Below are 21,159 nucleotides of genomic sequence, written 5' to 3'. Positions count from 1 at the left end.
TCGGGGAGGCGGACCTGTCTTCCGTCGATCGCTGTGCTGTAATTGATCGATGAGCGACATAACCAGTTTCGGCGGCCTGGCTGCGTCGGGCGCGAGCGAACTCTTCCAGATCCTGCGGGACGGGCGCCCGCGGACGCGGACCGAACTCGCGGACCTGATGGGTCTGGCCCGATCGACGGTGACGCTGCGCATCGAAGCCCTCAGGGAACTGGGTCTCGTAGGTTTCGTCGACGACGTGGTCTCCACCGGAGGGCGGCCTTCGTCGCGGATCGCGCTGAAGTCCGGCAGCAAGGTGGTCCTCGGTGTCGACATCGGAGCATCCCATCTCAGGGTCGCCGTCACCGACCTCACCGGGCACGGCCTTCACAGCACGACGCGCGCCATCGAGATCACCCGGGGGCCGGAGGCGGTACTGGGCGCCGTCGTCGAACTCGGAGCCGAGCTCCTCCGGGAATCCGGACGCGCGGCAACCGATCTGCTGGCGATCGGGGTCGGGGTGCCGGGTCCCGTGGAGCACCGGACCGGCCGGCCGATCAACCCCCCGATCATGCCGGGCTGGAACGGGTACGACGTCCCCGGCTACCTGGAGGGGCACTTCGATGTTCCCGTGCTCGTGGACAACGACGTCAACATCATGGCTCTCGGCGAGCGCAATGCGGCCTGGCAGAACGTGGATGACCTCCTCTTCGTCAAGGTCGCGACCGGGATCGGCGCTGGGATCGTGTCGGGCGGACGACTGCAGCGGGGCTCGGACGGTGTCGCCGGCGACATCGGCCACATCCGCGTCCACGGCGGAATGCAGGCGCCCTGCCGCTGCGGCAACTTCGACTGCCTCGAGGCCGTCGCGTCGGGGCCGGCCGTCGCAGCCAGGCTCCGCGCGCTCGGACTCGACGCGCGGACCGGGGAAGACGTCGTCAGGCTGGTCGAATCGGGCGACCGGGATGCTGTCCTTGCCGTGCGCCAGGCGGGACGCGACGTGGGCGAGGTGCTGTCCGCCTGCATCAGCCTCGTCAACCCCGCCGTGATCGTCATCGGAGGATCGATGGCGCTGACAGGGGAGCACTTCATCGCCGGCATCCGTGAGGTGGTGTACTCGCGCACCCTTCCGCTGGCCACCCAGCACCTCCAGATCACGCAGTCCAGCTCAGGGCTCGACGCCGGGGTGCTCGGGGCCAGCATCCTGGCGATCCATCACGCGATGTCTCCCCAGCGGATCGACGCGATGGTCCTGGGTCTGGCCGCATCGGTGGCAGGCTGACCGAAGCCCCCGGCGTCGGCACGGGCGCGAACCAAGCCCCATGGGCAGGGCTCGCCCTCGATAGACTTGGCGCATGACTGCCCAGACCACGCCGACCACCGACCGCACCCGGCTCCTCGAGCTCATCCGGGAACTCGCCGTGGTCCACGAGCGCGTCACGCTCTCCAGCGGCGTCGAGGCCGACTACTACATCGACCTCCGCCGCATCACCCTGCACCACGAGGCGTCCGTGCTCGTGGGACGGGTCATGCTGCAACTGCTCGACGACGCCGGCATCGCCTTCGAGGCGGCGGGCGGCCTGACGATGGGCGCCGATCCGGTCGGCACCGCCGTGATGCACGCCGCCGCCCGGGCAGGTCGCCCGATCGACGCCTTCGTGGTCCGCAAGACCCAGAAGACCCACGGCATGGGCCGTCAGGTGGAGGGCCCGGACGTGTCCGGCCGCCCCGTCGTCGTGCTGGAGGACACCTCGACCACGGGCGGCTCCGCCCTCGCCGCCGTCGAGGGTGTCCGCCGTGCGGGAGGCGACGTGCGCGCCGTCGCCGTCATCGTGGACCGCGACACCGGGTCGAAGGAGCGCATCGAGTCCGAGGCGGGGGTGCCCTACCTCTTCGCCTTCGGCAAGGACGAGCTGGGCCTGGCCTGACCGGCGGACCCGCAGACGGGCACGGTCCGGAGATCCACGTGCACGACGACGGCGAGGCGCTGCAGCGGGCGTACGACTTCCGGGAGTCCTCCCGCCGGTCCTTCCTGATCGGGTCCGCCGCAACCGCCCTGGTGGCCGCCGACCTCGTCACCACCCGGGTCATCCAGGGCCGGCGCGAGGCGACGCGCATCCTCCCGCTCGACGACGAGGAGGCCCGCGCGCGCTTCCCCAACGACCGCTGGGTCCTCTTCCCGGGCTACAAGACGAGCTGGGAGGAGGGGCTCTGGATCCTGAACTCGCTGCGTCCGGCCCTGTCCCGGCGGGCGCAGATGGCGGTGATGGGCTACTCCAACCGCGGCCTGGACATCAACAACGTCGTCGCCACGATGAACCGCTACGTGGAGAACTTCCGACTCGAGAGGCTCTACTTCTACGGCCACAGCTTCGGCGGCATGGTGGCGGTGGAGGTCGCGGCGCGCCTGCGTGACCGCGGCATCCCCGTGGAACTCATCCTCCTCGACTCCTCGCCGTCCAGCCGCTACGACGTCCGCGACCAGCGCATGTTCGACGGCGTGGTGCGGCTCTACGAGGCGGGAGTGCGCGTGCCGATCAGCGTGCGTGGGACGTACGAGCTCGGCGAGCGGATCGTGCACAAGAACGAGCGCACCTGGAGCCAGATCGTCGACCAGACGCTCGAGCAGCTCTCACCGCTCGCGCCCAGCAGCGAACTCATCCAGACCCAGTCCTCGTACATCTACCACTTCGACGTCGCGCGGTTCCGGCTCTCCCTCGGGGACACGAAGGTGGTCTTCGCGGGCAACCCGGACGACGGCGTCGTCGACTACGCGACAGCGCGCTCCGGCTGGGCGCGCTCGCTGCCCGACAACGTGGTCTCGGTGGACCTCCGGACGGAGGGCGCCCTGCCCGCGCACGCCAGCCCGCAGTGGAACCCGCTGGTCTACCAGGGCGTCGTCTCGGCCGTTCAGCGTGAGTACATCCCGGTCCCGCGCGGTGGCGGGTGGAAGCGCTTCTTCTGAGCCTGCCGGACGGTCGGCTAGACCTGGTCGATCAGCTCCGCGACCGACGCGCAGATCTGCGCGGGCCGGAACGGGTAGGCGTCGATGTCCTCGGGCTGCGTGATGCCGCTGAGTACCAGGACCGTGTGCAGGCCGGCCTCCATGCCGGCGATGATGTCGGTGTCCATGCGGTCACCGATCATCGCGGTCGTCTCGGAGTGGGCGTCGATCTGGTTCATCGCGGAGCGGAACATCATCGGGTTGGGCTTGCCGACGATGTACGGGGCGCGGTTCGTCGCGGCCGTGATCATGGCCGCGATGGCGCCCGTCGCGGGCAGCGGGCCCTCCTTCGACGGGCCGGTGACGTCCGGGTTGGTGGCGATGAACCGCGCGCCGTCGAGGATGAGGCGGACCGCCTTGGTGATGGCCTCGAACGAGTAGGTGCGCGTCTCGCCGAGCACCACGTAGTCGGGGTTCGTGTCGGTGAGGACGAAGCCGGCCTCGTGCAGCGCCGTCGTCAGGCCCGCCTCGCCGATCACGTAGGCCCGCCCGCCCGGCAGCTGGTCCCGCAGGAACTGGGCCGTGGCCAGCGCCGACGTCCACAGGTTCTCCTCCGGGATCTCGAGCCCGGAGGCCTTGAGGCGGGCGGCGAGGTCGCGCGGTGTGTAGATCGAGTTGTTCGTCAGGACGAGGAAGCGCTTCGAGGTGGCCACCCACCGTTCGATCAGTTCGGCAGCGCCGGGGATGGCCTGGTTCTCGTGCACCAGGACGCCGTCCATGTCCGTGAGCCAGCACTCGATGTGTTCGTTCTCGCGCATGGGCGTCCTTTCCAGGGTGTGGGAGCTGCCACCGCCAGTCTCCCACCTTCCGTGCCGTCTACGCTTGGACGGTGAAGAAACCCCTGCCGGAGCTGCCCGACCCCACCGATGCGACCGACCCGCACGGGACGCCGGGCCCGACCGTCGGCGTCGGCCCGTGGGAGGGTGAGGCGCCCGACGGCGAGCACTGGGACCGCGAGCTGCTGGCAGCCGGCGACACCCGCAACGTCGTCGACGCGTACCGGTACTGGACGCACGAGGCGATCGTGGCGGACCTCGACGAGCGGCGGCACGGTTTCCACGTGGCCATCGAGAACTGGCAGCACGACCTCAACATCGGCTCCGTGGTGCGGACGGCGAACGCCTTCCTCGCCCGGGAGGTCCACATCATCGGACGACGCCGGTGGAACCGGCGCGGCGCGATGGTCACCGACCGCTACCAGCACGTCCGCCACCACCCCACGGTCGCGGACTTCACGGCATGGGCTGCTGCCGAGGGGTTGGCCGTTATCGGGATCGACAACTTCCCGGACTCCGTGCCCCTGGAGACCTACGACCTCCCGGAGAAGTGCGTGCTCGTCTTCGGGCAGGAGGGCCCCGGCCTCACCCCGGAGGTCCACGAGGTGGCGGAGGCGACCCTCTCGATCGCGCAGTTCGGCTCCACCCGGTCCATCAACGCGTCCGCGGCCGCTGCGATCGCCATGCACGGCTGGGTGCGCCGGCACGTGTTCGGCCAGCCCGTCTGAACCCTGCCGTCATCCTGCCGGCGGCCCCTGCACCGGGCAGGTCCGCTCGCTAGGATGAAGCGAAGCACTCACCACCACGAAGGAGTCCTCAGCATGCCTATTGCAACCCCTGATGTTTACGCCGAGATGATCGACCGCGCGAAGGCGGGCGGCTTCGCGTTCCCGGCCGTGAACGTGACCTCCTCGCAGACCCTCAACGCAGCGATGCGCGGCTTCGCCGAGGCGGGCTCCGACGGCATCGTGCAGGTCTCCACGGGCGGTGCGGCGTACTGGTCCGGCGCGAGCGTCAAGGACATGGTTGCCGGCTCGCTCGGCTTCGCCGCCTTCGCCCGCGAGGTCGCGAAGAACTACGACGTCAACATCGCCCTCCACACCGACCACTGCCCGAAGGACAAGCTCGACGACTTCGTGCTGCCCCTCCTCGCAGCCTCGGAGGAGGCCGTGAAGAACGGCCGCGACCCCATCTTCAACTCGCACATGTGGGACGGTTCGGCGGAGACCCTCGAGGAGAACCTTCGGATCGCCCGCGACATCCTGCCCCGCGCGGCGGCCGCGAAGATCATCCTCGAGGTCGAGATCGGCACCGTGGGCGGCGAGGAGGACGGCGTGGATAACGCCATCAACGACAAGCTCTACACCACGGTCGAGGACGCCCTCGCGACCATCGACGCCCTCGGCGCCGGCGAGCACGGCCGCTACATCACCGCCCTGACCTTCGGGAACGTGCACGGCGTGTACAAGCCCGGTGGCGTGAAGCTGCGCCCGGAGATCCTCAAGGAGATCCAGGACAAGGTGGGCCAGAAGATCGGCAAGGACAAGCCGTTCGACCTCGTCTTCCACGGCGGCTCCGGCTCCTCGGACCAGGAGATCGCGGATGCAGTCTCCTACGGCGTCATCAAGATGAACATCGACACGGACACCCAGTACGCGTTCACGCGCCCGGTCGCGGACCACATGCTCCGCAACTACGACGGCGTCCTGAAGGTCGACGGCGAGGTCGGCAACAAGAAGACCTACGATCCCCGTGTCTGGGGCGCCGCGGCCGAGGCGGGCCTCGCCGCGCGCGTCGTCGAAGCCGCCGCGTCCCTCGGCTCCGCCGGCAAGAAGCTCTAGCGCCGTGTCGGACGAGTTCCGCAAGAACCTGCTGGGCCCCGAGCCCACCCTCCTGCCCGAGGAACCCGACGTCGTCGGGCGCCTCGCTGCAGGCGACGAGGCCGTCGATCTGGCCGCCGCCCACCCGACGTCGTCGCTCGTGTGGGCGATCCTCGCGGACGAGGCGTACGCCGAGGGCCGGACCATCGAGTCCTACGCCTACGCGCGCACCGGCTACCACCGGGGCCTCGACGCGCTGCGGCGCAGCGGCTGGCGCGGGGCCGGGCCCATCCCGTACTCGCACGAGCCGAACCGGGGCTTCCTGCGGGCCCTCTTCGCCCTCGGCCGGGCCGCGGCCTCCATCGGCGAGATCGAGGAGGCCGAGCGGATCGCGGTGTTCCTCAGGGAATCGGACCCGGAAGCCAGCGCACAGCTCGCCGGCTGAGGTCCTCGTGACCTGAGGGAGAGGGCGGGTCCGCTGGGGCGGACCCGCCCTCTTCGAGCGACGTGCAGCGTAGCCCTACTCGGACCCGAGGAGCATAAACAAGTAGTTCTGCTCCTTGTGCCGTTGTTACCAGCGCGACCACTGTTAAAGGACCACTCAATGTGGTGAGGCGGATGGGAGCAGTGGTAAGCATGGCGACGAATGTGCATACGAGTGACCTGTACACGGTGGCGGAGGTCGCGAGCATGATGCGGGTATCGAAAATGACCGTCTACCGGCTGGTCCAGGCCGGGACGATCCACAGCATCCGGTTCGGGCGCTCCTACCGGGTGCCGCAGAGCGCGGTACGGGAGTACATCGCCTCGACGAACCCGGGGTCCGACTACTCGATCTGAACCACGGCAGACAGGACGGCATGCGGGGCACTGCCCGGTTCTTCCCTCCCGCGCCCGGGCCCGGGGCCGCCGGGGATGCCGGGCTCTTCGGGCCGGGCTCGACGGCGTGGCGCGTCGCCCGGGAGCGGCTGATCGTGGCGGGCGGACCGGCGGCGCTCCTGCTCCAGGTGGCACACCCGCTGGTCGGCGAGGGCGTGCGCGCCCACAGCGACTTCGCCACCGACCCCCTCCAGCGACTGCGCGGAACCCTCGACGCCGTCCTCATGGTCACGTTCGGGGACCGGGCCCAGGTGCGTGCGGCCGCCGGGCACGTGGCACGCAAGCACCGACCGGTCACCGGGACGCTGCCCCGGGACGCCGCCTCCCTGCCGGCCGGCACGGCCTACAGTGCCACCGATCCCGGCCTCGCCCTCTGGGTCCTCGCGACGCTCGTGTGGACGGCCCTGCAGGTGACGGAACGCTTCCTGCGCCCGACGACGCCGGCGGAACGCGACGCCTACTACCGGGACATGCGGCAGCTGGCCCACTTCTTCGGGGTGACGGACGCGGTGCTGCCGGAGGACTACCGTGCCCTGGAACGCTACGTCACCGAGCAGCTCCAGGACACGCTCGACGTCGGGCCGACGGCGCGCCTGATCGCCCGGCAGATCCTCGCGCCGGACCCACCGCTCCTCCCGGCGCCCCTCAGGCCGCTGCCTTCCATCCTCGCGGCGGGGATCCTGCCCGCACGGCTGCGGGACGGGTACGGCCTGCCGTGGCGGCGCCGCGAACGCGTGGTGTTCGCCGTCGTCCGGCGGTCCACCCGGCTCGTCGTTCCCCTGCTGCCCGGGAGCGTGCGCTACTGGCCGCACTACCGGGTGGCCCGGGACCGGCTGGCCGCCGACGGGTAGGTCCGGGCGGTCACTCCTCGGGGCGGCGGATCGTCGTCGTCACCGTCACCAGCTGCGGGCGGGGCGGCGCTGAGCTGAAGCCGAACCGGACCGGCGGGCTCACGGGGGCGAGGGTGCCGAGGTCCGCGCCACGCCACGTGGCGGTCGCGCCGAGGACGGCACGGGCCGAGGTGACCCCGTAGTACTCGGTGCGGCCCTGCCCGGCGGAACCGGCCGTCGCGACGCCCTTCACGAGCAGCGATGCCACCGGGTTGATCAGCGCGAGCCACCGCGGGTGCGTGGCCAGGCGCCGCGGGAGCACGCCGAGGAGCCGCCCCAGCAGCGTGACGCCGCCCAGTTCGGCGAGGACCTGCAGATCCCCGGCGTCGACGACGAGCCGGCCGCCCGCCAGGGCCGAGGTGATCGGGGTGAGCACGACGTCGTCGAACGTGTACGTGGCACCCACGTAGTCCGCGATCTGGGCGGTGGGGGCGAGCAGCGTCCGCCGGCCCGCGGCGTCCTCCATCATGACGTCGGTGAAGGAGCCGAAGGGCGAGGTGTCCCACCGCCCGATCACCAGGCGCGTACCCGAGGCGGTGCCGATGCCGGCGATGTGTCCTTCGAAGCGGTCCATGCCCCCATTGTGCCCGGGCCTGCTCGACGGCGTCCCTGCGGCGTCCCGTCGTCCCGGCCGCTCGGAGGGGCAGTCGCAACGGAACCGCAACCGTCACGGCCGGAGCTTTTTCCGCGCTCCCCCGGCACCTCGGCTAAACTCGGACGGTAAGAGCCCCAGTGGCCGCGCCCCGTGCGCGACCGGTTGGGGCGTTCTGATGCACGGCTTGCTTCCCGCGTCGCGCGGGAGGAACCCGTACCGAATGGGGGAGGATCCCATGCCAGCAATCGTCATTGTCGGAGCCCAGTGGGGCGACGAGGGTAAGGGCAAGGCCACTGACCTGCTGGGCGGCCGGGTCGACTACGTCGTGAAGCCGAACGGCGGCAACAACGCCGGGCACACCGTGGTGGTCAACGGCGAGAAGTACGAGCTGAAGCTCCTTCCCGCCGGCATCCTCAGCCCTAACGCCGTGCCGGTCATCGGCAACGGCTGCGTCATCAACCTCGAGGCGCTCTTCGAGGAGATCGACGGCCTCGAGGCCCGCGGCGCGGACACCTCGAAGCTGCGCGTCTCCGCCAACGCCCACCTCGTGGCCCCCTACCACCAGGTCCTCGACAAGGTCACCGAGCGTTTCCTCGGCAAGCGCGCGATCGGCACCACGGGCCGCGGCATCGGCCCCGCCTACATGGACAAGGTGGCGCGCCTCGGCATCCGGGTCCAGGACGTCTTCGACGAGTCGATCCTGCGGCAGAAGGTCGAGGGCTCCCTCAAGCAGAAGAACGAGCTGCTGGTCAAGGTCTACAACCGCCGCGACGTCGAGGTCGAGGAGGTCGTCTCGTACTTCCTCTCCTTCGCCGAGCGGCTGCGGCCCCTCGTCATCGACTCCACGTTCGTGCTCAACGAGGCACTCGACGCCGGCAAGGTGGTCCTCATGGAGGGCGGCCAGGCGACCTTCCTCGACGTCGACCACGGCACCTACCCGTTCGTGACGTCGTCCAACCCCACAGCGGGCGGCGCGTCCGTCGGCTCGGGTATCGGTCCCACGCGCATCTCCCGCTCGATCGGCATCATCAAGGCGTACACCACCCGCGTGGGCGCCGGGCCCTTCCCCACCGAGCTCTTCGACGAGATGGGCCTGCACCTGCAGAAGACCGGCGGCGAGTTCGGCGTCAACACCGGCCGCCCGCGCCGGTGCGGCTGGTACGACGCCGTGCTGGCGCGCCACGCGTCGCGCGTCAACGGCTTCACCGACTACTTCGTGACGAAGCTCGACGTCCTCACGGGGATCGAGAGCATCCCGGTGTGCGTCGCGTACGACGTCGACGGCGTGCGGCACGACGAGATGCCCATGACGCAGACCGACTTCCACCACGCGAAGCCGATCTTCGAGTACTTCGACGGCTGGACCGAGGACATCACGGGTGCCCGGACCATCGAGGACCTGCCCGACAACGCGCAGACCTACGTGCGGGCCCTCGAGAAGCTCTCCGGGACCCGGTTCTCGGCCATCGGCGTCGGCCCGGACCGCGACCAGACGATCGTGGTCAACGACCTCATCAGCTGACCCGTCGACCACACGGCAGCGGCCCCCTTCGTCCGGCGAAGGGGGCCGCTGCCGTCCGGGTAGTACCGGTACCGGGGTTACAGGTTGACGGTGATGTCCGCGTCCTCGCGCAGCTTCGCGATCAGGGACTGGGCGGCCTCGGACGTCTCGCCGCCCTCGAGCTGCTTCACGATCTCGTCCCGCACCTCGTCCAGCGGGGGCAGCGGCGACGCCGTGGCCCCACTCGCCTCCTGCTGGGCCGTCGCGGCGTCGTACGCCTCCTGGATCTCCTTGTCGCTGGGCGTCGTGTCGCCGGCCTCGTCCGCGATCAGCGCATCGAGCGCCACCTGGTCGGAGAGCTGGGCGTCGAACTCGGCGTCGTCGAGCCCCTGCTCGGCGAAGGCCGCCCGCAGTTCATCCTCGGAGCCCAGCTGGCTCGATGCCAGCAGCTCGTCGATCGCCGCGGCGCGTGCCTCGGGCGTCGCCTTGATGTCCCGCTTCTCCGCTTCCTGGCGGAGCAGCTCGGTGCTCACCAGGTTGTCCGCCACGGTCGTCCTCAGGAGCTCCTGGTCCACCTCCTGGCCGCCGGCCTGCGCCTGGGCGGCCGCCTGCGGGAACTGGCTCTCGTACGCCGTGGTGAACTCGTCCTTCCTGATCTCGGTGCCGTTGACGACGGCGACGACGTCGGGCAGGCCCTCGAGATCCGGCTCCGGCTGGGCGGCAGCCGACTCGCCCGGCGCGGGCGCCGCGCTCGACGACGCCGTGTCCTCGGGCTCGTCCCCCGCGGCTCCGCAGCCGCCCAGGACCGCGATGGAGCCGACGAACGCGGCTGCGAGCAGCCGCCGGCCCAGATGTGTTCCCTTGATGCTCATGCCGAGCCCGTCCTTGCCTTGCGTGCGATGGTCAGCCTGCGACGATAGCGCAGCGACCTGATTGTCCGCTGGACGGATGCTCCACGCCGTCGGGCTACCAGCCCCAGGTCCCCGCCCCGCCCTTGAACGGTCCGACGATCGCCGCGGTGATCCACCCGCCGTAGAAATCGCCCTCCTGCGCCTGCACCCGCTCGCCGTCCACGGTGCACTCGTCCATCCGCGAGGGATAGAGGGCGGCACGCGTGGACAGGTCCTCGTAGCCGCGCACCGGGGTGGGGTAGGTCCAGGCGCCGCGCGGGCTGCGGGCGGACCCGGCGACGACGTCGAAATAGCTCGCGGCGCCCTTGAACTCGCAGTGCGTGGACCCGTCGACCGGGACCAGGACGCCGGGCGCGAAGGCGTCGATCGGCAGGTAGTAGACCGGCGGGTGACTCGTCTCCAGGACCCGGACGGCGTCGTCCGTGCTGACGATCAGCCGGCCGCCGAACCGCACCTCGATCCTGGCCGAGGTCCGCTCCACGCGCGGCGGCCTCGGGTAGTCCCATACCGACTCCCGGCCGGGGCCGGGATCCACGCGCTGCTTCTTTCCCGGGTTCCTCATGGGACGAAGGCTACCCCCGCGTGCTGGACGGGGTCTGTACGCTTGACGCAGGGTGTCATCCACACGTGAGGGCGGGAACATGTTGGTCAGCGTTGGTCAGTTCAGGCCGGATGGTGATGCCGCGGCGAACCTCGCCGTCATGCGGGACCTCGCGGCGGAGGCCGCCGCCGAGGGGTCCGACCTCATCGTCTTCCCCGAGGAGTCGATGTTCACGGTCGGACGGGTCGAGGGTTCGTTCCGGCATGCCGTGGAGGCCACCTGGACCTCCTTCGTCCAGCAGCTGTCCTTCATCGCGGCCGAGCACTCCATCGCCGTCGTCGCCGGGGGCTACGAGCCCAGCGGCGAGGAACGGCCCTTCAACACGCTCGTCCTCGTGGACGCGACCGGCCGGATCGTGGACACGTACCGGAAGCTGCACCTGTACGACGCCTTCAGCTACTCCGAGTCCACGCGCATCAAACCGGGCGACGGCGGCCTCACCGTGGCCCGGATCGGCGAACTCTCGGTGGGACTCATGACCTGCTACGACCTCCGGTTCCCCGAGCAGGCGCGGGCGCTCGCGGATGCCGGGGCGGACCTCATCTGCGTGCCGGCCGCATGGTTCAAGGGCGACCACAAGATCGAGCACTGGGAGACCCTGCTCAGGGCGAGGGCCATCGAGAACACCGTGTGGGTGGCGGCCGCCGGGACCTCCAGCAGCCACACCATCGGCCACTCCGCCGTGATCGACCCCATGGGGGTCGCGCAGGCCCACCTCGAGGACGAGGAGCGCGGCGTCGCCACCACCGGGGTGACGCGGCGCAGGGTCGACGACGTCCGCGAGTTCCTGCCCGTCCTGCGGAACAGGCGCTTCGCGCGGAACGAGACCATTGTCGACGCCCACTGACGCGGAGCCCTCCCGTCCGGCGGCGTTCTCCCGCCCCGCGGAGGGGGCGCGGTCCCCGGACCAGGGCCGTGCCGCCAACATCCGGGACGTGGCCCGGCGCGCCGGGGTCTCGCACCAGACCGTCTCCCGCGTGCTCAACGGCCACCCGAGCCTCCGCGCCGCGACGCGCGACCGCGTGCTGGCCGCCATGGACGAGCTCAGCTTCAGGCCCAACCGGGCGGCCCGTGCGCTCGTGACCAGCCGGTCCACCACCATCGGGGTGCTCGTCAGCAAGGGCTTCGAGTACGGGCCCGCGGCGAGCCTGCAGGCCATCGACAGCGCGGCGCGCGAGGCCGGGTACGCCGTGGACATCGCGCACCTCGACGACGTCGACGGCGGATCGATCCGCTCCGCCCTGGACCGGCTGCTCGCGCACGGCGTGGACGGCCTCATCATCCTGGCACCGCAGGCGCAGACCCTCGGGGAGATCGAGCGGCTGTCCATCACGCTGCCGTTCGTGACGGTGCACTCCGCCCGGGAACGCGACGACCACCGGCTGTCCGTGGACCAGTCCGGCGGAGCAGTTCTCGCCACCCGCCACCTGCTCGAGCTGGGCCATCGGCGCATCGCGCACATCGCGGGTCCGGACGGCTGGTTCGAGACGGACGCCCGCGTGCGCGGCTACCGCGGCGAGATGCAGGCGTGGGGCCTGGAGCCCGAACCCCTCCTCTCCGGCACGTGGACGGCGGAGTCCGGCTACCGCGCCGGGCTCGCGCTGGTCGAAGACCCCGGGGTCACCGCCGTCTTCTCCTCGAACGACCAAATGGCCCTCGGGCTGATGCACGCCTTCCGCGAGCGCGGGCGCCGACTGCCCGAGGACCTCAGTGTGGTGGGGTTCGACGACGTCCCCGAGGCCGCCCACTACTGGCCGCCGCTCACCACGGTGCGGCAGGACTTCCCCGAACTCGGCCGGCGTTGCGTCGCGCGGCTGCTCGGGCTGATCGGCGCGCCGGGCTCGGCCGCCCCCGCACCGGACGGGACGGCCGACGACGTGCGGCCCGAGCTCGTCGTCCGCTCCTCCGCAGCCCGCATCCCGGACTGACGCCCCGGACTGACGCCCCGGGCGGGCCCGATCATTGACACATCCCGCAGGAGGCTGCACACTGGTGACCGCTGATGTGAACGGTCACATGACCGGTCACACCACTCCGATCCATCAGGGCACTGCCAGCAGTCCCGAGAAGAACAACGAGGTCCTTCCCTTGAGCGACTCCACCCCGCGCGCCTCCGCGCCGACCCGGGATGCCGGCAGGCCCGGCTACGTCATCGGCGTCGATTACGGCACGCTGTCCGGGCGCGCCGTCGTCGTCCGCGTCTCCGACGGCGCCGAACTCGGCACCGCCACGCTCGCGTACCCGCACGCCGTCATGGACTCGACGCTCGCGGCGACGGGGGAGCAGCTTCCCCCCGAGTGGGCCCTGCAGGTTCCCTCCGACTACGTGGACGTCCTGCGCACCGCCGTCCCCGCCGCCGTGCGGGACGCGGGCATCGACCCACAGGACGTCATCGGCATCGCCACGGACTTCACGGCCTGCACCATGGTGCCCACGCTCGCCGACGGCACGCCCCTCAACGAGGTGCCCGGCTACGAGGGCCGCCCCCACGCGTACGTGAAGCTGTGGAAGCACCACGCCGCCCAGGGCCAGGCGAACCGTATCAACGAGCTCGCGGCCGAGCGGGGCGAGGTCTGGCTGCCGCGCTACGGCGGACTGATCTCCAGCGAGTGGGAGTTCGCGAAGGGCCTGCAGCTGCTCGAGGAGGATCCCGAGCTGTACGGGCGCATGGACCACTGGGTGGAAGCGGCCGACTGGATCGTCTGGCAGCTCACCGGGGAGTACGTGCGCAACGCCTGCACCGCCGGGTACAAGGGCATCTACCAGGACGGCGCCTATCCGTCCGAGGAGTTCCTCGCCGCACTCAATCCCGACTTCGCCGGCTTCGCCCGCGAGAAGGTGGAGCACACCATCGGCGCCCTCGCCTCGAAGGCCGGGACGCTGTCCGAGGAGGCCGCCGGCTGGACAGGGCTGCCCGCCGGTATCGCGGTCGCCGTCGGGAACGTCGACGCTCATGTCACCTCCCCGGCTGCGCAGGCCACCGACCCCGGCCAGATGGTCGCCATCATGGGGACCTCCACCTGCCACGTCATGAACTCCGACAAGCTGGCCGAGGTGCCGGGCATGTGCGGCGTCGTCGACGGCGGGATCGTCGAGGGGTTCTACGGCTACGAGGCCGGCCAGTCCGGCGTCGGCGACATCTTCGCCTGGTTCGTCGCCCACCAGGTGCCGGGAGACATCCGCGACGCCGCCGCGGCGGAGGGCCAGAGCGTCCACGAGTACCTGACGGAGCAGGCGCAGGCGGAGCCGGTCGGCGCCCACGGCCTCGTCGCGCTCGACTGGCACTCCGGTAACCGCTCGGTCCTCGTCGACCACGAACTCTCCGGCACCATCGTGGGCCTCACGCTCGCCACGCGGCCGCACGAGATCTACCGCGCGCTGCTGGAATCCACGGCGTTCGGGACCCGGAAGATCGTCGAGACCTTCAACACGGCCGGCGTGCCCGTCACGGAATTCGTCGCGGCCGGCGGACTCATCCGGAACCCCTTCCTCATGCAGGTCTACGCCGACGTGCTGAACATGCCCATCTCCGTGATCGGCAGCTCGCAGGGCCCGGCCCTCGGTTCGGCCATCCACGCCGCCGTCGCGGCAGGCGCGTACGAGGACATCCACGCCGCAGCCGCCGCCATGGGCCGCCTGCACCGCGCGGCCTACACACCCGACGCGGACCGCGCGGCGGCCTACGACGCGCTGTACCGCGAATACACGGAGCTGCACGACTACTTCGGCCGCGGCACCAACGACGTCATGCACCGCCTGAAGGCGCTCCGCCGTTCGGCGCACAACCGGCAGGAGGTCCCGGTATGAGCAGCTTCACCCCTGAGATCGAGGCCGCAATCGACGCCGTCCGTCAGGACGTCGCCGCCCTGCACGCCGAACTCGTGCGCTACGGGCTCGTCGTCTGGACCGGCGGCAACGTCTCAGGTCGCGTCCCCGGAGCGGACCTCTTCGTCATCAAGCCCTCCGGGGTCGGCTACGACGAGCTGACGCCCGAGAACCAGATCCTGTGCAACCTCGACGGCACCGTCGTCGACGGCACCCCGGGGTCGGAGCGCTCGCCGTCGAGCGACACCGCGGCGCACGCCTACGTCTACCGGCACATGCCCGACGTCGGCGGCGTGGTGCATACGCACTCCACCTACGCCGTCGCCTGGGCGGCCCGCGGCGAGCCGATCCCCTGCGTCCTCACGGCCATGGCCGACGAGTTCGGCGGGGAGATCCCCGTGGGACCGTTCGCGGTCATCGGGGACGACTCCATCGGGCGCGGCATCGTCGAGACCCTCACCGACCACCGCTCCCGCGGCGTGTTGATGAAGAACCACGGCCCGTTCACCATCGGCCGCGACGCGAAGGACGCCGTGAAGGCCGCCGTCATGCTCGAGGACGTGGCCCGGACCGTCCACATCTCCCGGCAGCTCGGCGCCCCGGCCGCCATCGGCGCCGCACACATCGACTCACTCTTCGACCGCTACCAGAACGTGTACGGTCAACCCGTCCCAGGAGCCCCCGCATGAGCGCCCTCAGTACCACCCTCGACGCCTACGAAGTCTGGTTCCTCACCGGCAGCCAGGATCTCTACGGGGAGGAGACGCTGCAGCAGGTCGCCGAGCAGTCCCAGGAGATCGTCCGCCTGCTCGGGGAGGCCGGACTGCCCGTGCGAGTGGTCTGGAAGCCCACGCTGAAGGACTCCGCCTCGATCCGGCGCATGGCGCTCGAGGCCAACGCCGCGGATCACGCGATCGGCGTGATCGCCTGGATGCACACCTTCAGTCCCGCGAAGATGTGGATCGCCGGCCTCGACGCCCTCCGCAAGCCGCTGCTGCACCTGCACACGCAGATCAACGTGGCCCTGCCCTGGGGTGAGATCGACTTCGACTTCATGAATCTCAACCAGGCCGCGCACGGTGATCGCGAGTTCGGCTACATCCAGTCGCGCCTCGGGGTGCCGCGCAAGACCGTCGTCGGGCACGTCTCCAGCCCCGACGTGTGCGCGGGGATCGCGTCCTGGCAGCGGGCGGCCGCCGGCTGGGCCGCCGTCCACGGACTCAAGGTCGCCCGGTTCGGCGACAACATGCGTAACGTCGCCGTCACCGAGGGGGACAAGACCGAGGCCGAGCTGCGCTTCGGTGTCTCCATCAACACGTGGGGCGTCAACGACCTCGTCGCCGCCGTCGAGTCACAGTCGGAGGCCGACGTCGACGCCCTCGTCGCCGAGTACGAGCAGACGTACGACGTCGCACCGGAGCTCCGCCGCGGCGGGGACCGGCACGAGTCCCTGCGCTACGGCGCCCGTCAGGAACTCGGGCTGCTCTCCTTCCTCGAGGACGGCGGCTTCGGGGCCTTCACCACCAACTTCGAGGACCTCGGCGCGCTCCGGCAGCTGCCCGGTCTCGCGGTGCAGCGCCTCATGGCGCGCGGCTACGGCTTCGGCGCGGAGGGCGACTGGAAGACCGCCGTCCTGGTCAGGGCCGCCAAGGTGATGGGCGCGGGGCTCCCGGGCGGTGCCTCCCTCATGGAGGACTACACGTACCACCTGGTGCCGGGGGAGGAGAAGATCCTCGGCGCGCACATGCTCGAGATCTGCCCCACCCTGACCACCGCGACGCCGTCCCTCGAGGTGCACCCGCTGGGGATCGGCGGCAAGGAGGACCCCGTGCGCCTCGTGTTCGACACGGATCCCGGCGCGGGCGTCGTCGTCGCGATGTCCGACATGCGCGACCGCTTCCGCCTCACCGCGAACGCCGTCGAGGTGGTCCCGCCGGACGCCCCGCTGCCCAACCTGCCGGTGGCCCGCGCGGTGTGGCAGCCGGAGCCGAGCCTCGCGGTCTCCGCGGCGGCGTGGCTCAGTGCCGGGGCCGCGCACCACACCGTCCTCAGCACCGCGGTGGGCCTCGAGGTCTTCGAGGACTTCGCGGACATCGCCCAGGTGGAACTGCTCCGCATCGACGCCGACACGACGCTGCGGGACTTCCAGCGTGAACTGCGCTGGAACGCCGCCTACTACCGGCTGGCCCAGAAGCTCTGAGTCCTTTCCCCGAAAGCCGGCTCTCTCTGCCGGAAACCCCTCACAAGAAAGATCCACCATGAATCGGAAATACCTGGCCGGCATCGCGGCCGCCAGCATCCTGACCCTCAGCCTCAGCGCGTGCGGCGGAAGCCGCGGCGGTGGCGACGACGCCGCAGCGGGGGGCGGTTCCAACGAGGGCGCGAAGATCGGCGTCGCCATGCCCACGCAGCAGTCCGAGCGCTGGATCGCCGACGGCGAGAACGTCAAGAGCCAGCTCGAGGACCTCGGCTACGAGGTGGACCTGCAGTTCGCCAACGACGACATCCCCACGCAGGTCTCCCAGATCGAGAACATGATCAACGGCGGCGTCAAGGCCCTCGTCATCGCCTCGATCGACGGCACCACCCTCACCAGCGTCCTCGACCAGGCCGAGTCCCAGGACATCCCGGTGATCGCCTACGACCGTCTGATCAACGGTTCGGACACCGTGGACTACTACACGACGTTCGACAACGAGGAGGTCGGCGTCCAGCAGGCCACGTCGCTGCTCACCGGCCTCGGCGTCCTCGACGCCGACGGCAAGGAGACGGGCGAGAAGGGCCCCTTCGACGTCGAACTCTTCGCCGGCAGCCCGGACGACAACAACGCCACGTTCTTCTGGAACGGCGCCATGGAGACCCTGCAGCCCTACCTGGACAGCGGTGTGCTGCGCGTGCCCAGCAAGCAGACCGACTTCGAGCAGGCGGCGATCCTCCGCTGGCTCCCCGACACCGCGCAGGACCGCATGGAGGACCTCCTCACCGTCGGCGGTGGCGAGCGCCTCGAGGGCGTCCTCTCGCCGTACGACGGCCTGTCCATCGGCATCATCTCGGCCCTGACCTCCGGCGGGTACTCCGCGGACGAGCTGCCGGTCGTCACGGGCCAGGACGCCGAGGTCGGCTCGGTGAAGTCCATCATCGCCGGCGAGCAGTACTCGACGATCTTCAAGGACGTCCGTGAGCTGGGCAAGCAGGCCGTCACGATGGTCGACGCCCTGATGAAGGGCGAGGAGCCCGAGGTGAACGACACCGAGACGTACGACAACGGCGTGAAGGTGATCCCGTCCTACCTCCTCGAATCGGAGATCGTCACGGTCGACAACTACGAGGCGTCCCTCGTGGAGACCGGCTACTACACCGAGGACGAGCTCAAGTAGTCCTGCCGCACCCCCGACGCCGGTGGCCCCGGACCTTCCCGGTCCGGGGCCACCGGCGCCCTACCTCGCCCGGCCGCTGCCGGGACATCCACCGACGTAAGCGAGGCTCGACCATGGCGGAGAACATCCTCAGGATGCGCCGCATCACCAAGACCTTCCCGGGCGTGAAGGCCCTGCAGGACGTCAACCTCGACGTCGTGCGCGGCGAGGTCCACGCGATCTGCGGGGAGAACGGGGCCGGGAAATCGACCCTCATGAAGGTGCTGTCCGGTGTGTACCCGCACGGCACGTACGACGGCGACATCGAGTTCGAAGGCAGCATCGCGGAGTTCCGGGACATCCGGGACAGCGAGCGCGCCGGCGTCGTCATCATCCACCAGGAGCTCGCCCTCTCACCCTTCCTGTCCGTGGCGGAGAACATCTTCCTCGGCAACGAACGCGAGAAGCGCGGCTTCATCAACTGGAACGAGACCAACGTCGAGGCGGCCAAGCTGCTCCGACGCGTGGGCCTGGACCTGAACCCGGTGGTGCGGGCCCGCGACATCGGCGTGGGCAAGCAGCAGCTCGTCGAGATCGCGAAGGCCCTGTCGAAGAACGTGAAACTGCTGATCCTCGACGAGCCCACCGCGGCGCTGAACGACGAGGACTCCGCGCACCTCCTCGGGCTCGTCAAGGGCCTCCGCGAGGAGGGCATCACCTGCATCATCATCAGCCACAAGCTCAACGAGATCCGGGAGATCGCGGACTCGGTGACCATCCTGCGTGACGGGCGCACCATCGAGACACTCAGCCTGCACGACGGGTCCGTCACGGAGGAGCGCATCATCCGGGGCATGGTGGGGCGCGACATGGAGAGCCGCTACCCCGACCGCACGCCGTCGATCGGCGAGGAGGTGCTCCGGGTCGAGGACTGGACCGTCCATCACCCGCAGGAGAGCACCAGGGTGATCGTCGACGCCGCGAACCTCTCCGTCCGTGCCGGCGAGGTGGTCGGCGTCGCCGGGCTCATGGGCGCGGGACGCACCGAACTCGCGATGAGCATCTTCGGCCGGAGCTACGGCTCGAACATCACGGGCACGCTCTACAAGAACGGGACGCCGATCACCGCGAAGACCGTCGGCGACGCCATCCGGCACGGCATCGCGTACGCGACGGAGGACCGGAAGCGCTACGGCCTGAACCTGATCGACGACATCAAGCGCAACATCTCCGGCGCCGCCCTCGGCAAGCTCGCGAAGCGCGGCTGGGTGGACGGCGGCCGGGAGACCGTGGTCGCCGGTGACTACCGGCGCTCCATGAACATCAAGGCGCCGTCCGTCACCTCCATCACCGGGAAGCTCTCCGGCGGGAACCAGCAGAAGGTGGTGCTCTCCAAGTGGATGTTCTCGGACCCCGACGTCCTGATCCTGGATGAGCCCACCCGCGGGATCGACGTCGGCGCGAAGTACGAGATCTACACGATCATCAACCGCCTCGCCGGGGAGGGGAAAGCGGTGATCGTCATCTCCTCCGAACTCCCCGAGCTCCTCGGCATCTGCGACCGCATCTACACCCTCGCGGAGGGGCGCATCACCGCCGAGGTGCCCATCGCCGAGGCGACACCGGAACTCCTCATGCACTACATGACCAAGGAAAAGGACTGATTCCATGGCAACCACCGTCAAGGACCCCGTCGTCTCGACGCCGCCCCCCACCGTGAAGGACGGGGTGTCCTTCCTCGCGGGGAGGCTCCGTCAGATCGGCATCTTCGTGGCGCTCCTCGTGATCGTCACCCTGTTCCAGGTACTGACCGGCGGCGCGCTGCTGCAGCCGGACAACGTCTCGAACATCATCGTGCAGAACAGCTACATCCTCCTGCTCGCCATCGGCATGGTCATGATCATCGTGGCCGGGCACATCGACCTGTCGGTCGGCTCGGTGGCGGCGTTCGTGGGCGCCATGTCCGGCATCATGGTGCAGGACTGGAACTTCCCCTGGTGGGCGGCGTTCGTCGCCTCGATGGTCATCGGCGGGCTGGTGGGTGCCTGGCAGGGCTTCTGGGTGGCCTACGTGGGGATCCCGGCGTTCATCGTCACCCTCGCCGGCATGCTCGTGTTCCGCGGTCTCACGCAGATCGTGCTCGGGAACCAGCGCATCACCGGCTTCCCCGAGGAATACCGCCAGCTCGGCGGAGGCTTCCTGTTCCCCGGATTGTTCCCGGCCGAGACGAACCTGCTCGACTGGACCACCGTGGGCCTCGGCGTCATCGCCGTCGTGCTCCTCGTCGTGACCCAGCTCCGCGGGCGCGCCACCCGGGCCCGCCTGCAGCTCGAGGACGAGCCGCAGGCCTGGTTCGTCACGAAGCTCGCGTTCATCGTGGCGATCATCCTCGGCCTGACCTATCTGCTCGCGAGCTCACGCAGCGGGACGCCGATCGTGCTGGTGGTCCTGGGTGTGCTGATCGTCGGCTACAGCGCCGTGATGAACAACTCCGTCTTCGGCCGCCACATCTACGCCCTCGGCGGCAACCTGCAGGCAGCTCAGCTCTCCGGCATCAACACCAGGCGCATCGACTTCATGCTCTTCGTCAACATGGGTGTGCTGGCCGCGCTGGCCGGGCTCATCTTCACCGGCCGCCTCAACTCGGCCGGCCCGGGGGCGGGCAACCTGTTCGAGCTCGACGCCATCGCGGCCGCGTTCATCGGCGGAGCAGCGGTGACCGGCGGCGTGGGAACCGTGATCGGGGCCATCACCGGTGGTCTGATCATGGGCGTGCTCAACAACGGGATGTCGCTGCTCGGGGTGGGGATCGACGTCCAGCAGTTCATCAAGGGCATGGTGCTCCTGCTCGCCGTCGGGTTCGACGTGTTCAACAAGCGACGCGCCTCGAACGCCCTGAAGTAGGGCTCCACAGAAAGATCTTGGAAAAGAACGGGTCGGGCGTAACCTTTCCCGATCCCCGGTCGATTACCTGACTGAAAGCGCCGCACCGAGGCTTATCCCCCAACGGGCCTCGGTGCGGCCT

General features: G+C 70.0%; 21 protein-coding genes. 17 read left to right on the top strand and 4 right to left on the bottom strand.

Going from position 1 to position 21,159, the window contains the following annotated elements:
• Positions 1-49: 49 nt before the first annotated feature.
• The 3 genes from C4K88_RS14880 to C4K88_RS14870 all read left to right on the top strand — a co-directional run bounded on the left by C4K88_RS14880 (position 50) and on the right by C4K88_RS14870 (position 2,941).
• Entirely contained in the window at positions 50-1,258 is a 1,209-nt protein-coding gene (locus C4K88_RS14880; protein WP_104122413.1) for an ROK family transcriptional regulator, read from the top strand.
• Positions 1,259-1,331: 73 nt separating this feature from the next.
• Positions 1,332-1,904, top strand: coding sequence for an orotate phosphoribosyltransferase (pyrE, locus tag C4K88_RS14875; RefSeq protein WP_104122412.1), 573 nt, complete (start codon positions 1,332-1,334; stop codon positions 1,902-1,904).
• Positions 1,905-1,942: 38 nt separating this feature from the next.
• Complete coding sequence (locus C4K88_RS14870) at positions 1,943-2,941, top strand: thioesterase domain-containing protein (protein ID WP_104122411.1); 999 nt, start codon at positions 1,943-1,945, stop codon at positions 2,939-2,941.
• Positions 2,942-2,958: 17 nt separating this feature from the next.
• Here C4K88_RS14870 and C4K88_RS14865 read toward each other — a convergent pair whose 3' ends face one another.
• Positions 2,959-3,738 carry an HAD-IIA family hydrolase gene (locus tag C4K88_RS14865; RefSeq protein WP_104122410.1) on the bottom strand — a complete coding sequence of 260 codons (780 nt, stop codon included), beginning with the start codon at positions 3,736-3,738 and terminating at the stop codon, positions 2,959-2,961.
• 83 nt (positions 3,739-3,821) lie between these two features.
• Between C4K88_RS14865 and C4K88_RS14860 the strand changes: the two genes are divergently transcribed.
• The 5 genes from C4K88_RS14860 (at position 3,822) to C4K88_RS14840 (ending at position 7,306) form a co-directional block, all read left to right on the top strand.
• On the top strand, positions 3,822-4,484 hold the full coding sequence (locus C4K88_RS14860; protein WP_174705260.1) for a TrmH family RNA methyltransferase: 663 nt from the start codon (positions 3,822-3,824) through the stop codon (positions 4,482-4,484).
• 93 nt (positions 4,485-4,577) lie between these two features.
• Positions 4,578-5,597, top strand: coding sequence for a class II fructose-bisphosphate aldolase (fbaA, locus tag C4K88_RS14855; RefSeq protein WP_104122408.1), 1,020 nt, complete (start codon positions 4,578-4,580; stop codon positions 5,595-5,597).
• Positions 5,598-5,601: 4 nt separating this feature from the next.
• Positions 5,602-6,021 (top strand): DUF3151 domain-containing protein, encoded by a 420-nt coding sequence (locus C4K88_RS14850; protein WP_104122407.1) that lies wholly within the window; start codon positions 5,602-5,604, stop codon positions 6,019-6,021.
• 191 nt (positions 6,022-6,212) lie between these two features.
• Complete coding sequence (locus tag C4K88_RS14845) at positions 6,213-6,416, top strand: helix-turn-helix domain-containing protein (protein ID WP_104122547.1); 204 nt, start codon at positions 6,213-6,215, stop codon at positions 6,414-6,416.
• Positions 6,417-6,436: 20 nt separating this feature from the next.
• On the top strand, positions 6,437-7,306 hold the full coding sequence (locus C4K88_RS14840; RefSeq protein ID WP_104122406.1) for an oxygenase MpaB family protein: 870 nt from the start codon (positions 6,437-6,439) through the stop codon (positions 7,304-7,306).
• A gap of 10 nt (positions 7,307-7,316) precedes the next feature.
• Here C4K88_RS14840 and C4K88_RS14835 read toward each other — a convergent pair whose 3' ends face one another.
• Complete coding sequence (locus tag C4K88_RS14835; RefSeq protein WP_104122405.1) at positions 7,317-7,919, bottom strand: hypothetical protein; 603 nt, start codon at positions 7,917-7,919, stop codon at positions 7,317-7,319.
• Between the two features lie 256 nt (positions 7,920-8,175).
• Between C4K88_RS14835 and C4K88_RS14830 the strand changes: the two genes are divergently transcribed.
• Positions 8,176-9,462 (top strand): adenylosuccinate synthase, encoded by a 1,287-nt coding sequence (locus C4K88_RS14830; RefSeq protein WP_104122545.1) that lies wholly within the window; start codon positions 8,176-8,178, stop codon positions 9,460-9,462.
• A gap of 77 nt (positions 9,463-9,539) precedes the next feature.
• Here C4K88_RS14830 and C4K88_RS14825 read toward each other — a convergent pair whose 3' ends face one another.
• Both C4K88_RS14825 and C4K88_RS14820 read right to left on the bottom strand, forming a co-directional pair.
• Positions 9,540-10,313, bottom strand: a complete 774-nt coding sequence (locus tag C4K88_RS14825) for a SurA N-terminal domain-containing protein (protein ID WP_104122404.1) — start codon at positions 10,311-10,313, stop codon at positions 9,540-9,542.
• A 94-nt stretch (positions 10,314-10,407) separates the two neighbouring features.
• Complete coding sequence (locus C4K88_RS14820) at positions 10,408-10,914, bottom strand: DUF427 domain-containing protein (protein ID WP_174705256.1); 507 nt, start codon at positions 10,912-10,914, stop codon at positions 10,408-10,410.
• Positions 10,915-10,993: 79 nt separating this feature from the next.
• On the opposite strand from C4K88_RS14820, the gene C4K88_RS14815 reads away from it, so the two are divergent.
• The 8 genes from C4K88_RS14815 (at position 10,994) to mmsB (ending at position 21,038) form a co-directional block, all read left to right on the top strand.
• Complete coding sequence (locus tag C4K88_RS14815) at positions 10,994-11,800, top strand: carbon-nitrogen hydrolase family protein (protein ID WP_104122402.1); 807 nt, start codon at positions 10,994-10,996, stop codon at positions 11,798-11,800.
• Positions 11,801-11,879: 79 nt separating this feature from the next.
• Positions 11,880-12,881 (top strand): LacI family DNA-binding transcriptional regulator, encoded by a 1,002-nt coding sequence (locus C4K88_RS14810; protein WP_438502356.1) that lies wholly within the window; start codon positions 11,880-11,882, stop codon positions 12,879-12,881.
• A gap of 64 nt (positions 12,882-12,945) precedes the next feature.
• On the top strand, positions 12,946-14,760 hold the full coding sequence (gene araB, locus C4K88_RS14805; RefSeq protein WP_241521991.1) for a ribulokinase: 1,815 nt from the start codon (positions 12,946-12,948) through the stop codon (positions 14,758-14,760).
• Positions 14,757-15,467, top strand: a complete 711-nt coding sequence (locus tag C4K88_RS14800; RefSeq protein ID WP_104122400.1) for an L-ribulose-5-phosphate 4-epimerase — start codon at positions 14,757-14,759, stop codon at positions 15,465-15,467. Before araB ends, C4K88_RS14800 begins: the two co-directional genes overlap by 4 nt.
• Positions 15,464-16,978, top strand: coding sequence for an L-arabinose isomerase (araA, locus tag C4K88_RS14795; protein WP_104122399.1), 1,515 nt, complete (start codon positions 15,464-15,466; stop codon positions 16,976-16,978). Before C4K88_RS14800 ends, araA begins: the two co-directional genes overlap by 4 nt.
• Positions 16,979-17,036: 58 nt before the next feature.
• Positions 17,037-18,155, top strand: a complete 1,119-nt coding sequence (chvE, locus tag C4K88_RS14790) for a multiple monosaccharide ABC transporter substrate-binding protein (RefSeq protein ID WP_104122398.1) — start codon at positions 17,037-17,039, stop codon at positions 18,153-18,155.
• A 113-nt stretch (positions 18,156-18,268) separates the two neighbouring features.
• Entirely contained in the window at positions 18,269-19,798 is a 1,530-nt protein-coding gene (gene mmsA / locus C4K88_RS14785; protein WP_104122397.1) for a multiple monosaccharide ABC transporter ATP-binding protein, read from the top strand.
• A 4-nt stretch (positions 19,799-19,802) separates the two neighbouring features.
• Complete coding sequence (gene mmsB, locus C4K88_RS14780) at positions 19,803-21,038, top strand: multiple monosaccharide ABC transporter permease (RefSeq protein ID WP_104122396.1); 1,236 nt, start codon at positions 19,803-19,805, stop codon at positions 21,036-21,038.
• The last annotated feature ends 121 nt before the right edge of the window (positions 21,039-21,159 follow it).

This window comes from Arthrobacter pityocampae, assembly GCF_002927275.1.
Lineage (GTDB): Bacteria > Actinomycetota > Actinomycetes > Actinomycetales > Micrococcaceae > Arthrobacter_D > Arthrobacter_D pityocampae.
The sequence above is the reverse complement of the archived record's forward strand: the minus strand, read 5'-3'. Positions and strand labels throughout refer to the sequence as shown.